The organism is Psychrobacillus soli, assembly GCF_006861775.1.
Lineage (GTDB): Bacteria > Bacillota > Bacilli > Bacillales_A > Planococcaceae > Psychrobacillus > Psychrobacillus soli.
This window is the reverse complement of the sequence record NZ_VDGG01000007.1, coordinates 1-13,057: the sequence shown is the minus strand read 5'-3', so window position 1 is coordinate 13,057 and position 13,057 is coordinate 1. Positions and strand designations below refer to the sequence as shown.

Below are 13,057 nucleotides of genomic sequence, written 5' to 3'. Positions count from 1 at the left end.
CAAAAGAAAGGAAGGGGTATTTTATGAAGAAACCTATGAAAATGCTAGCCCAATTAAGTGTGGCAGCGGCAGTACTTTTACCTAGTACAGTATTCGCTGCATCTGATTTATTTGCAGAAGACTTTACAACAAAAGAATATAATTTAAAAGCCATTGACGAAACAATCGTTTCTACATCCAAACTATTCGTATACGACTCTGGGCTAACATTTGAGTATCCAGACGCTGTGAGGGGAGTATATGTAACAGGACATTCGGCAGGAGGAGCTAGATTTGCTAATTTAGTAGATTTACTAGAATCAACAGAGCTAAATGCAATGGTAATAGATATAAAAGACGATTTTGGTAACTTAACATATATCCCAAACGAAGAATCACTGCTAACGAAATACGATATTGGTAAACCATACATAAAAAATCCACTTGCAATGCTAGAAACGATGGAAGAAAAAGAAATATACCCAATTGCACGTGTTGTTGTTTTTAAAGATACAGAACTAGCAGAAAGAAAACCAGAATGGTCATTTGTAGAAGGATCATCTGTATGGAAAAACGGAAGAGGGGAAGCTTTTGTTAATCCCTTTCTCCAAGAAGTATGGGATTATAATGTGGAGATTGCTATAGAAGCGGCCAAAATGGGTTTCAAGGAAATTCAATTTGACTATGTTCGTTTTCCTGAAGGATTTGAAAATAGAGAAGATATATTGAAATATTCGATGGGCAAATACGAAGCATCAGAAGAAGATACCGTTCAACGAAGAGTGACAGCAGTTACTGATTTCGTCGCATACGCAAAAGAAAAATTGAAACCATATGGGGCACAAGTGTCTGTAGATATTTTTGGATACTCTGCCACATTACCTGAAGCACCTGGCATTGGACAAAACTTCTCTAAAATATCCGAAAATGTGGATGTTATTTCTTCCATGATTTACCCAAGTCATTGGACTCCTTATTTTGGTATTGCAAAGCCAGATTTAGAGCCTTACCGCTTAGTGCAAGAATATGCAAAAGTAGAAAATGCAAAATTAGCAGAATTAGAAAACCCGCCTGTATCAAGACCATGGCTTCAAGACTTCACTGCTTCATACCTAGGTGCTGGCAATTATCAAACGTATGCTAAAGAGGAAGTAGAAGCTCAAATTAAAGCATTAAATGAAGCAGGGATAATGGAATATTTACTTTGGAATGCCGGAAATAAATATTCACCTGGCGTAGACTATACACCTTAAGTAAGAAAAGATAGGATTTATAAAAAATCCTATCTTTTTTGATATTTTATGAAACTTTATTTCATCGAATACGTATATATTAGTATAACAGTTATTTTCAATAGCATTCTTCTAAATGAGAATAACAAAGAATTTCATTTTTATGTTTAGAATGAAAAAAAGATGGGTATAATTTAAATGTATTTAATATTTATTTTAAAAATGTAAGTAGAGCTTATATTTTCAACGAAATTGTGACAGGTTCTTTTAGAGGGAAAAATTTTCTTGTAAACGTATTTTAAATGACTAAAATTTGGTGTATACTAAAAAAGTAAAGAATTACATTAAATTAATTATAAACTACTTCATATAACACAATTACCAATTGAAAGGAAGTGTTTTAAATGATGGTTACATTATTCACATCACCAAGTTGTACTTCATGTAGAAAAGCAAAAGCATGGTTAGAAGAACATGATATTCCATATACTGAACGAAATATTTTTTCTGAACCACTGTCGATAGGTGAAATAAAAGAAATTTTAAGAATGACAGAAGACGGGACGGATGAAATTATATCCACTAGATCTAAAATATTCCAAAAGCTAAATGTAGATGTGGAAAGTCTTCCTTTACAACGTTTATATGAGCTAATTCAAGAATATCCTGGACTTCTTCGCAGACCAATTATTTTAGATGAAAAACGTCTACAAGTTGGTTATAACGAAGATGAAATACGTAGGTTCCTACCAAGAAAAGTTCGTGCATATCAGTTACTCGAAGCACAAAGGCTTGTGAACTAAAAGTTAATCGGCTGGCTGTTTTCAAAGAACCTTTGAAAACAGCCAGTTTTTCTTTTGGAATGCTTGCATTCAAGAGAAAATTTTCACACAATTCACTTGTAATTAATAATTTGAAAAGAAAAGTTGGAATCCTTTTCTTTTTTTCACAAACAACATACAATAGTAATAGACACTACATTAATGAGGCGGTAGGAAGCGAAAGGAGATGTGTTAAATGGATATCGAGCGTATCAATGATAACACTTTCAAAGTATACATTTCATACATCGACATTGAAGAAAGAGGCTTCAGCCGAGATGAAATATGGTTTAACAAAGATAAGAGCGAGCAGCTTTTTTGGGAGATGATGGATGAAGTTCACGATGATGACCATTTTGAAGAATTAGATGGTCCATTATGGATACAAGTTCATGCGATGGAAAAAGGTTTGGAAGTGATTGTCACTCGAACGGAAATAGGGAAACATGAAGAACGATCAGATGATTTTGAAATGGATGACCTTTCTAACAAGATTTTTAAAAATGGTGTCTCCAGTTCTATAGGACCTCACGAATTTGATGATTTTTCGCATTACATGGATGATGGAGAGGAAATACCTTCTGAATACACATTCATGTTTGAGAATTTTGATGATTTACTTGTTCTAGCAAAGAAATGGGATAAAGTAAATTTCCAAACATCATTGTATCATTATGAGGAAAAATATTATTTACATGTAATTTTTAATTCGGATTTAACGGAATTTGAAGATGTATTAAATACACTCAGTGTTATTTCAGAATTTGCAAATAGTACAAAAACTACCATTCATATGATTCAAGAATATGGAAAAGAAATTATTGTAAATGATGTATTCCTAGAACTAAACAAACACTTTTAACCTTCTGTAAAAAGAAGGTTTTTTTTTGCTTGTTGATTCACCAATTCCCACCATTAATATTTCACAAGAAATGCGTAAGGATCCCATTTTGCACTTGTACGTTTTCGGATCGTTTTGGACGAAATGATCACTACATCATTACCGAGGGCTAAGTGTAGCAGGAAGTGACTGCGTCACTTCCTGCTACACTATTTTCGATAATCTTGTTGTGGATATTTGTCCGCCACGTACCTACAACATTCAAAAGAAAAAGGCAATTGCTTTGGAAAATGAAAGAATAGCTAGCTTACTATTCATAGTGGAAGTGCCAGAAGATGCAATTTCGGGCACTTTATCGCTTTCTATCATGTGTTTCTTGCTTATTTTTTGCAAAGTTCATGCTGGTAATATAGTGATGCTAAGTAGAAATGGGACACTTCCTTCCAATCGAAAAGGTGGATATACTATAGAGAAGGACTGAGCAGCCAAAATTGCATCTTTGGCTGCTTTTATTTAAGTAGGAAAGTGGCTATTCTGTCGTTCCCAAAAGCTTTGGCACTTTGATTACCCTTGTTTTTGTAGAGCGACGGACGAACGACTCTCATACGATTAGCGAAAAAATGCGTAGGGATGCGACTTTGTCGCATCTCTACGCATCAAGAAGTCTCGGTAATGGTGTAGATCTCGTTCCGTTCAAAGCACTCCAAAAGCACCTATACATAGAGTGCTTATCAAAATCTTAATAATCAATTTACTGGATACTTTTGGTTAATCAACACGTGTTTTTTTTTGCTTGATTTTTTCACTGAAAATTCGTACATTTATGAGTAGAGGTGATGATCATATTAACAGCAATAACAAAGCAAGGAGAAATTATCGTATCTGCCAACTATTCACGAGAATTTTTAAACAATTTAAAGCAAAAAAGTACGTTTCAGTGCCTTCAGTGCAACGAAGAAGTAATATTGAGAAGCGGACCAATTAAAATTCCACATTTTGCTCATAGGCAAAAATCTGCATGCATTCATTCTTTTTCGGAAGGTGAAAGTGAAGATCACCTAAATGGCAAACTCCAATTGCACGCATTTTTCCTACAACATAATAGCATACCTCAACTAGAGCCATTCATCGGGACGATAAAACAAAGACCGGATATTTTAGTTAACAACAAATATTCCCAAGTAGCTATCGAATATCAATGCAGCCAAATTTTACCTACTACTATAGAAAGTCGTAACATAGGTTATAAACAGCAACAAATAGACCCACTTTGGATATTAAGGACACCATCTATTTCAGAGTTCCCACCACAAGAAATAGGAACCATGCAATTATCCGCATTTCGTCAGCAATTTTTCCTGGAAACCCCCACAAACGGGAAAATGATCATCACCTACTGTCCACAAACAAAGCTCTTTCACTATATTTCCAACCCAGTTCACATACAATCGAATAAATACATCGTCAAAATAAAGAAGCTCCCGATGGAAAAGCAATCATGGCCATTTGCAGTCGTCAAACGAATATCCCAAAAAGAGTACGAAATGTATTTACGAATATATAGGAAGCAGCGTTTTAAGCATATAAGCAACTTATATTTCTATAATAGAAAAGGAGTCCAGAATCAGTTTTTACAAGTTTGCTATAGATGGAGTCTGTCCCCAAAAGAAATTCCTTTTTTTATAGGAATTCCTACTCCCAATGCAGAATCTTTTCATGTACATGCCGTTGAATGGCAAATACAATGGATCGACTATTTAAATCGGATAAAAATCCCTCTTGAGGAAGCCGATTGTTCGCATTGTAAATCATTCCTACTTAATCGTCCAATTGGTTCTACACAGACCCTATTCAAATTAGAAGCTGTCCAATCCTACTTGTCTATACTTCAGCAATGTCTCATAAAGTCAGATACATCGATTTATAGAAGCAAGTTTAATAATTCCAAAATGGTTGAGTTGCTATATAGTGATTTTCTTGCAAAGTGACCTGAAAATTGAGAAAATAAATAGTGATACGAATTTCGAAACAACTGGAAGGGGAGTTCATCTTGACAAAAGAAACAAATAACAAAGTATTAACGCGTGAGGAAGTAGAAGAGCATCTAACTTGGAGATTAGAAGACATTTTTCCTTCTAATGACGCTTGGGAAAAAGAATTTCAAGATGTAGCAAAATTAGCTGAAAAAGCATCCACATTTCAAGGGACGATTGCAAATGGTTCAAATGCTTTGTTAGAAGTACTAACTTATCGAGATGAACTTACGGGACGTTTACGTAAGTTGTATACGTTTGCACATATGCGTTCGGACCAAGATACTGCCAATAGTACTTATCAAGCGATGGATAGCCGCATAAAATCGCTGTATGTAAAAGTTTCTACGGAACTATCATTTTTAGTGCCGGAAATTTTATCATTGGATGAGTCAACTCTTTCTACCTACTTATCTGAAAATAATGATTTGCAATTGTACCGTCAACTATTAGAGGAAGTTAATCTAGAGCGCCCCCATGTACTGCCAAAAGAACAAGAAGCATTACTTGCACAGTTTTCAGAAGTTGCAGGATCACCGTCGGATACTTTTGGTAAGTTAAATAACGCGGATTTAGAATTTCCGTCGATCAAAGATGAAGATGGCAACGAAGTACAACTAACACATGGACGATATTCCCGCTTCCTAGAAAGCGAAGATGGTCGTGTGCGAGAAGACGCATTTAAAGCGATGTATGACACGTATGGCCAGTTCCGCAATACATTTGCATCTACATTAGCTGGGAATGTAAAAGGAGATAATGTAAACGCTAAAATTAGAAAATACGCTTCCGCTCGAGAGGCGGCAATGTCGGGAAATCATATTCCGGAAAGCGTGTACGACAATTTAGTTGGAACGATTAATAAAAACGTTCATCTGCTCCATAAATATGTAAGCTTACGAAAAAAAGTACTTGGATTAGATGAGTTGCATATGTGGGATTTATACACACCACTCGTAAAAGAATTGAAAATGGAATATACGTATGAAGAAGCATGTGATACAATGCTAAAAAGTTTTGCTCCACTTGGAGAGGAATATGTATCGATCGTAAAGCAAGGATTAGAAAGTCGTTGGGTAGATGTTGTAGAAACAAAAGGAAAGCGCTCAGGTGCATACTCTTCTGGTACGTACGGTACGAACCCATACATTTTGATGAACTGGCAAAATAACGTTAATAATTTATTCACATTAGCACATGAATTTGGTCATAGTATTCATAGTTATTACACACGCGCAAATCAGCCGTATGTATATGGGGATTATTCTATTTTTGTTGCAGAAGTAGCTTCTACTTGTAATGAGGCATTATTGAATGATTATTTATTGAAAACGATCGATGATCCTAAAAAACGCATTTACTTACTGAATCACTGGTTAGAAGGATTCCGTGGAACAGTATTCCGTCAAACTATGTTCGCAGAGTTTGAGCATATTATCCATCAGCTAGACCAAGATGGAGAAGCATTAACGGCGGATAAATTAACAGAAGAATATTATAAACTAAATCAAAAGTACTTTGGTGATGATATCGTCATCGATGAGCAAATTGGACTTGAGTGGGCTAGAATTCCTCATTTCTACTACAACTACTATGTATATCAATATGCAACAGGTTTAAGTGCCGCTACCGCATTAAGCAATCAAATTTTGACGGAAGGTAAACCAGCCGTTGACCGTTATATTAATGAATTCTTAAAAGCAGGTTGCTCAGATTATCCGATTGAAGTATTAAAGAAAGCTGGCGTAGATATGAACACAGCAGCTCCAATCGAAGAAGCATGTCGTGTATTTGAAGAAAAACTAAATGAATTAGAACAATTACTATTAGCGGAATAAAATAATAAGAAGAAGGCTAAACTGGAGATTGCACAGTTTGGCCTTTTTTGTATGATAAAGACATAGAGAGCTCTTAAAACAGTGATATCCGCACCTATGTGCACAAAATATTTAATTGTGCCAAGAATTACAGATGTATGACGTCTAATGTATGACGAATTTGTGAAAGTGAGTGCTAATATATTGTATTTTTTTAGATGACATGATAAAGTAAGAGTGTGAAATAAATCACAAGATAACATACACCCCTTTGTTTGAACGTGAACATTTCTCCCATCCCCTTTGTAAAACGAAAACACCCTTTCCTAACTGAGGAAAGGGTGTTTTCAATTTGGATTGTAAAAAAGCATAGACATATTTATCCTTATATAGAGCAAAATAAAGCTCCTCATCGATTGTTGATGAGGAGCTTTATGTTAGTTATTTTTCAATCGCCATATGACAACGTCAGGTAATACCAATCGTTCTACCTTTTGAAGTAAAAGGAGTTTTTTTAGTTCTCGTTCAGCTTGTTGTTCGGAAATATAATAATAGCTAGCAATTTCATTGGTTGTTAGGGAATGGAATCGATCAAAAAGCTTCTCGAGAGCAGGTGGTTCTTGTACTTCTGGTTTTTCATATAGCATTTCTTGTAATATTTGTACATAAATTTCATATGGATAAACACCCGATACTTTAATACCTTCATCTTCAATATTTTCATTAAAAAATACGATACTTGGAAATGTAGTAACATCCATTTCTGAAGTGATGGATAAATCGCTTTGGAAAGAACGTGCACACTCTTTTGACTTGAAGTCTTGTGTGAATTCATCCACATCAATGTTGACTTTACTTGCTATTTCTTGCAATACAGAAAAGGAAGTAACATTTTTCGTTTTAATGAAAAGATACTCTTGTATTTTATTGAAAAAACGAAGGGCGGCTCTTCTTCCCTGAAACTCTGCAGCTTTTACTGCAATGGAAGGGAATACGGTATGCTCTATATCCGGAAACTCACATTGAATCTTTGTTTTTTCTTCAATTGACGTTTTACAAACAGTATTTAAATTACTCAGCTGTGTACTCAATACTGTTCGAATCGTAAAATACTGTCCATATTGAACTTGCAATTTCCGAACAATCGGTTGCATTTCCCAACAAGCGGAGCAAAGTGGGTCTAGAAATACGTACATTTCAAGAGGCTTGTTTAGTAAAGGAGATGTAATCGGTTCAGTCGGAATTAGTATTCTTGTCACTCTCGTTCCTCCTCATGACTCATTTGATTGACCATGTGGTTGGCAGTAAGCTCAAGTCTTCGATAGAAAGTTTCACGCATTTTACCTTCTAGACCAACAGAATCCATTGCAGCTCTCATGCAAGAAAGCCAAGCTGCTGCTCTTTCAGGTGTAATTGGAAACGGATTATGACGCATTTTCATCATCGGATGTCCATGCTCTTCTGTATATAAATTGGGACCGCCAAGATATTGTGTTAAAAATTGTTTTTGTTTTCTTGCGGTTTCTGTTAAATCATTTGGAAAAATTGGCTTCAGCATTGGATGTTTTGCAACATTACTGTAAAACGTATCGACAAGCTGGGATAATTTCTCTGCTCCAATCTCATCGTAAGGAAGTATTGGTTTTTGTGTCATTATTCGTTACTCCTTTGTTTTAGCTCTAATATCATTCTATCAATCCTAAAGAATTATCTCAAATATTTAGACTGTCACTAAAAAACGACCTTACAAAAGGCCGTTTCGGGATTATGCTTGGTAATAGTTTAATACTTTTTGAACATAATTTTGTGTTTCTTTATATGGAGGGATTCCACCATATTTTTTTACTGCTCCAGGTCCTGCATTATAAGCAGCGAGTGCTGTTTCCATGTCTCCATTAAATTGATCGAGCATTTGGCGTAAGTATTTTGCGCCGCCCATCACATTTTGTTCGGGGTCTAAAATATCCGAAACGCCTAAATATTTGGCGGTTCCAGGCATCAATTGCATTAATCCAGAGGCACCTGCAGAACTTAGCGCGGAGGGATTAAAATTAGATTCTTGTTTAATGACAGATGAAATTAGTTTTTCGGGTACATGATATTTGTTCGCTGCACGTTTAATAATGTCATCCAAGTCAGATGTTCCCAACGAATTTGACGGTGTATAAGTGGCAATAGCATCCACCAAATTTTCATTTTGATATGCAAAGTTTGATGGCATAAAAACAGGGGAATCTCCATTATAATACAAAGAACTTCTATTATCTGAAGCAGTATTATTTTCGCCTGTTTGTAATACTTGTCCTAACATTTCAGAGAAAAAAGAAGCGGAGGAGCTATTTTGAGAGCTTTGCACACTTCCTAATGATTGCATTGCATTTATTTCCATTAGTGTTTTAAGGGATTGAATATCCATTAGGTATCAACCTTCCAACGAGTTGTTATATTTTAAAAGACGAGCAATTTTTTTATCCGTAGGTCGGATAGGAATATGATGTTCTTGTAATAATTGAAGGAAAACTTTTTGCCCATTTTCGACATCTCCACATTCATATTCTACCTCAAAATCTTCTTTACGACTATAAAGGGAGTGATCAAAAAAAAGTACGCCCTTGTTATACGCAATTTGTGCTCGATTTGTTTGCATACTGCCAATACATATTAATGGGTCTTTATCTTTTATTTGCTCCAAAAATGAGACGGTGGGGAAGCGATTTTCGTGAATGATAGCATCTCGTTCATCATTTGATAATATTACCGTTTTTTCTTCCATCACATGTTGTTGGACTGGTGTTTTTAAAGTTAATTCATTGCGGTTTGGTAAAACGCGTAATCTAAAACCCATTTTCTTTTCTTTAAAATAGTTATCTGGTGTATCGAAATAGTAATTTGTTTGTGTTTGGAAGTCAGCAGATGTTAAGCGAAAAACAGTAACTAATGTGTCAAATTCTTCTTGTGTCAGTAGGTTTTTAAACTCAATTTCTCGTTCAGATTGCACAATTTCACGACCTTTCCTATTATTTCTATTATAGACGGTTTGCAATGAGTTTCAATATGATAAAATAGTGGAAGAATGGACAGAAAGGAAAGAATTATTTTGCCTATTACTTATAACGTGCACAGTGGTGTGCAACTAGAAAATGATATTCGTTTTACATTAGAGGAAATGCCGAACCATCCAAATATTAAAGCAGGGGAACGAATGATTACCGATTCTGATTCTTTGTCTTTTGTCTACCTATTGGAAGATGAAACAGGGTATCACTATGTAAAGTTCGGACAAGATGTATGGCCATTATTAGTACATACTTTAAAAGCGGAAAATGATCCTACATTACAATTTGGGGATATGGAGCTAACTTTACATAAGTTTAAAGAAGAATTGGAAATGCTTATTTTTAATATTGAAGGAAATGATAACTACGGTGTTACGTTTTCAAAAGCAGTAGAGGAAGCATTTGATGCAATATTAAAAGCATAAGCAAAGTGTAAGTGAAATGGAGGTGAAGCTTATGGGGCAATGGGAACGTTTTTTAGAGCCTTACAAGCAAGCAGTTTCCGAGTTAAAAGTGAAGTTAAAAGGAATGCGTACACAATATGAAATTGAAAACACAAACTCGCCCATTGAATTTGTGACGGGACGTGTCAAGCCACTTGCAAGTATCTATGACAAGTCTCTGATAAAGGGGATAGTATTTGAACCTTCCGAGACGTTAGCAAAGGAAATACCCGATATTGCAGGACTTCGAATGATGTGTCAATTTGTAGATGATATCGAACATGTTGTGGAATTATTGCGTGCAAGAAAAGATATAAAAATCGTGGAAGAACGGGATTATATTTCCCATAAAAAGCAAAGCGGCTATAGATCGTATCATGTAATTATTGAGTATCCGGTTCAAACAATACACGGGGAAATCAATATTTTAGCGGAAATACAAATTCGGACGCTTGCAATGAACTTTTGGGCGTCCATTGAACATTCGCTGAATTATAAATATAAAGGGATTTTCCCAGAAGAGATAAAAAAGCGCCTGCAGTATGCAGCGGAAGCAGCTTTTCGTTTAGACGAGGAGATGTCTTTGATACGAGGAGAAATCCAAGAAGCCCAAAAATATTTTAGTGAAAATAAAGAACTATCTACGCCAAGAATTCATGAAGGCCATAAAGAAGAAAGGGGGCGCGCGCGATGAAATTTTATATTCAATCACGAAATGATGATTTATCCAATCGTTTAAGGGAAACTGCTAAAACGTATTTAGTTGATTTTGGACTAATATTTGATGAAGAAAACCCTGATATTGTGTTGTCAATCGGGGGAGATGGAACGTTATTACATGCTTTCCATAAGTACAAGCATTTAACAAGTTCTGTTGCTTTCGTTGGTATTCACACCGGGCATCTAGGTTTTTATGCAGATTGGAAACCGATAGAAATCGAAAAGCTTGTCATTAGCATTGCACAAAAAGAGTTCGAGGTCATTGAATATCCGCTGCTAGAAGTGACGATTAACTATCAGCATGAAGAGGATAGTTCTGTGTATCTTGCTGTTAATGAATCAACTGTAAAGTCTCCGGATGTGACATTAGTAATGGACGTGGAGCTAAATGGCAAACATTTTGAACGATTTAGAGGAGACGGGCTTTGTATGTCGACACCTTCAGGAAGTACGGCGTACAATAAAGCACTTGGTGGAGCAATCGTGCATCCGTCTTTAGAAGCTATGCAACTCGCAGAAATAGCTTCTATTAATAATCGGGTTTTCCGTACAGTAGGCTCCTCACTTGTATTACCCAAACATCATTCATGTTTACTGAAACCAGTAAAAGGTCCAGATTTTATGGTGACGATCGATCATTTACAATTATTGCATAAAGATGTGCAATCGATTAAGTACCGAGTAGCCGATGAAAAAATCCGTTTTGCACGGTTTAGATCATTCCCTTTTTGGCAACGAGTACATGATTCGTTCATTGATAGTGATCTGGAAAAATGAACAAGCATTCCATCACGTTATCTTTTGACATAAATGAACCGCACTTGTTACTTAGAGATGCTATTAAACAATACGGCATCTCTAAGAAAGCATTAACTAGTATTAAATATGAAGGTGGCACCATACTTGTCAATGGGGAAGAAAAAACGGTTAGGCATATATTGACAGTTGGCGACAAAGTGACGATTATTTTTCCACAGGAGAAGAAGAGTGAAGGATTAATCGCCGAAACAGGTGAATTCACCATTCTTTTCGAAGATGAACATGTATTAATATTTACGAAAGAAGCGGGATTAAGTACGATACCTTCACGTGAGCATCCAAGTGGAACTATTGCAAATTTCGTTGCTGGCTATTTAGAAGAAAGTGGACTTTCTGCGACCGTTCATATTGTAACAAGGCTAGATAAAGACACATCTGGTGTAATTTGTGTAGCGAAACATCGACATGCCCATCACTTATTAAGCGAAATGCAAAAAGCAGGTACGATTTCAAGGAACTATGAAGCAATTGTACATGGATTTGTAAAAGAAGATACGTTTGTAATCGATGCCCCTATCGGTCGTAAAGATGGCAGTATTATTGAACGGTTTATATCTCCCGAAGGAAAATATGCTAAAACTTCTGTACAAGTTTTAAATAGGTTTCACTTGCAAGGAGAAGAACTTACACATGTCCGGCTAAAGCTGCATACCGGACGAACGCATCAAATCCGCGTACATATGATGTCAATCGGTCATCCTTTAATCGGTGACGATTTATACGGTGGTAGTTTAAAGTTTATAGCTAGACAAGCATTACATGCAAGGGAGTTAAAATTCAAACACCCATTTTCAGGGGAAACATTAAAAATAACATCTCCTTTTCCAACAGATATGGAGGATATTATTCCATCAGAAGCCACTAAATAAGCCTCTATAATAGGCAGTTTAGTGGTTTTTCTTTTCGGGAGTGGGATATTGAATTATTTCCCTGCAAAATATTAATAAATAAAAAAATGCGTAACGTTCCATTCGTTACTCGCAACGTTTAGAGATACTGCGTGGTAATGCGTCGACTAGTGACCGCTATGATTTTCGCTTCAGTCGGACGCTTTCCGCCGGGTGAGCGATGAGCCACCCCCGCCGCTTAGGCGTCGTAGGGATGGCTCATTTGCTCACTCATCCGGCAGGAGTCGCCGACTGCAGCGAAAATCTATGGTAAAGACTAACTTATCAGAATCTAACATTACATTAAAAATAAATGGTTGAACGAGACAATATTCCCTTTGAACGCGACAAACCGGTCTAACAAATACTAGACTGGCGAGTTAAGCGAGCTTTAAGACACATTATTACT

At 36.0% G+C, this 13,057-nt stretch carries 13 protein-coding genes; 9 read left to right on the top strand and 4 right to left on the bottom strand.

Going from position 1 to position 13,057, the window contains the following annotated elements; all coding sequences use genetic code 11:
• Positions 1–23: 23 nt before the first annotated feature.
• The 5 genes from FG383_RS04490 to pepF all read left to right on the top strand — a co-directional run bounded on the left by FG383_RS04490 (position 24) and on the right by pepF (position 6,744).
• A complete protein-coding gene (locus FG383_RS04490; protein ID WP_246096859.1) occupies positions 24–1,232 on the top strand; it encodes a putative glycoside hydrolase in 1,209 nt (402 codons plus the stop codon).
• 386 nt (positions 1,233–1,618) lie between these two features.
• Positions 1,619–2,014, top strand: coding sequence for a transcriptional regulator SpxA (spxA, locus tag FG383_RS04485; protein ID WP_185907849.1), 396 nt, complete (start codon positions 1,619–1,621; stop codon positions 2,012–2,014).
• A gap of 214 nt (positions 2,015–2,228) precedes the next feature.
• On the top strand, positions 2,229–2,894 hold the full coding sequence (gene mecA, locus FG383_RS04480) for an adaptor protein MecA (RefSeq protein WP_142605657.1): 666 nt from the start codon (positions 2,229–2,231) through the stop codon (positions 2,892–2,894).
• Positions 2,895–3,709: 815 nt separating this feature from the next.
• On the top strand, positions 3,710–4,861 hold the full coding sequence (locus FG383_RS04475) for a competence protein CoiA (protein ID WP_142605656.1): 1,152 nt from the start codon (positions 3,710–3,712) through the stop codon (positions 4,859–4,861).
• A 62-nt stretch (positions 4,862–4,923) separates the two neighbouring features.
• Entirely contained in the window at positions 4,924–6,744 is a 1,821-nt protein-coding gene (gene pepF, locus FG383_RS04470) for an oligoendopeptidase F (protein WP_142605655.1), read from the top strand.
• A gap of 416 nt (positions 6,745–7,160) precedes the next feature.
• Here the strand turns inward: pepF and FG383_RS04465 are convergent, their stop codons facing one another.
• The 4 genes from FG383_RS04465 to FG383_RS04450 all read right to left on the bottom strand — a co-directional run bounded on the left by FG383_RS04465 (position 7,161) and on the right by FG383_RS04450 (position 9,721).
• Positions 7,161–7,982 carry a ClpXP adapter SpxH family protein gene (locus FG383_RS04465; protein WP_246096857.1) on the bottom strand — a complete coding sequence of 274 codons (822 nt, stop codon included), beginning with the start codon at positions 7,980–7,982 and terminating at the stop codon, positions 7,161–7,163.
• Entirely contained in the window at positions 7,979–8,377 is a 399-nt protein-coding gene (locus FG383_RS04460) for a globin domain-containing protein (RefSeq protein WP_142605654.1), read from the bottom strand. The genes FG383_RS04465 and FG383_RS04460 overlap by 4 nt, the downstream gene beginning before the upstream one ends.
• 111 nt (positions 8,378–8,488) lie before the next feature.
• On the bottom strand, positions 8,489–9,139 hold the full coding sequence (locus FG383_RS04455) for a lytic transglycosylase domain-containing protein (protein WP_142605653.1): 651 nt from the start codon (positions 9,137–9,139) through the stop codon (positions 8,489–8,491).
• Positions 9,140–9,145: 6 nt separating this feature from the next.
• Entirely contained in the window at positions 9,146–9,721 is a 576-nt protein-coding gene (locus FG383_RS04450; protein ID WP_185907845.1) for a CYTH domain-containing protein, read from the bottom strand.
• A gap of 99 nt (positions 9,722–9,820) precedes the next feature.
• On the opposite strand from FG383_RS04450, the gene FG383_RS04445 reads away from it, so the two are divergent.
• Genes FG383_RS04445 through FG383_RS04430 form a run of 4 tightly spaced genes read left to right on the top strand, consistent with a single transcriptional unit; the run spans position 9,821 to position 12,630 of the window.
• Positions 9,821–10,204 (top strand): UPF0738 family protein, encoded by a 384-nt coding sequence (locus FG383_RS04445; RefSeq protein ID WP_142605651.1) that lies wholly within the window; start codon positions 9,821–9,823, stop codon positions 10,202–10,204.
• 31 nt (positions 10,205–10,235) lie between these two features.
• Positions 10,236–10,916: a GTP diphosphokinase gene (gene yjbM, locus FG383_RS04440; RefSeq protein ID WP_142605650.1), complete on the top strand. Its 681-nt coding sequence runs from the start codon at positions 10,236–10,238 to the stop codon at positions 10,914–10,916.
• A complete protein-coding gene (locus FG383_RS04435; protein ID WP_142605649.1) occupies positions 10,913–11,719 on the top strand; it encodes an NAD kinase in 807 nt (268 codons plus the stop codon). The genes yjbM and FG383_RS04435 overlap by 4 nt, the downstream gene beginning before the upstream one ends.
• Positions 11,716–12,630 carry an RluA family pseudouridine synthase gene (locus tag FG383_RS04430; protein ID WP_142605648.1) on the top strand — a complete coding sequence of 305 codons (915 nt, stop codon included), beginning with the start codon at positions 11,716–11,718 and terminating at the stop codon, positions 12,628–12,630. The genes FG383_RS04435 and FG383_RS04430 overlap by 4 nt, the downstream gene beginning before the upstream one ends.
• The last annotated feature ends 427 nt before the right edge of the window (positions 12,631–13,057 follow it).

Coding starts and splice junctions, on each gene's coding strand:
- FG383_RS04490 (WP_246096859.1), top strand. CDS start 24: ATGAAGAAACCTATGAAAATGCTAGCCCAATTAAGTGTGGCAGCGGCA.
- spxA (WP_185907849.1), top strand. CDS start 1,619: ATGGTTACATTATTCACATCACCAAGTTGTACTTCATGTAGAAAAGCA.
- mecA (WP_142605657.1), top strand. CDS start 2,229: ATGGATATCGAGCGTATCAATGATAACACTTTCAAAGTATACATTTCA.
- FG383_RS04475 (WP_142605656.1), top strand. CDS start 3,710: ATGATCATATTAACAGCAATAACAAAGCAAGGAGAAATTATCGTATCT.
- FG383_RS04460 (WP_142605654.1), bottom strand. CDS start 8,377: ATGACACAAAAACCAATACTTCCTTACGATGAGATTGGAGCAGAGAAA.
- FG383_RS04455 (WP_142605653.1), bottom strand. CDS start 9,139: ATGGATATTCAATCCCTTAAAACACTAATGGAAATAAATGCAATGCAA.
- yjbM (WP_142605650.1), top strand. CDS start 10,236: ATGGGGCAATGGGAACGTTTTTTAGAGCCTTACAAGCAAGCAGTTTCC.
- FG383_RS04435 (WP_142605649.1), top strand. CDS start 10,913: ATGAAATTTTATATTCAATCACGAAATGATGATTTATCCAATCGTTTA.
- FG383_RS04430 (WP_142605648.1), top strand. CDS start 11,716: ATGAACAAGCATTCCATCACGTTATCTTTTGACATAAATGAACCGCAC.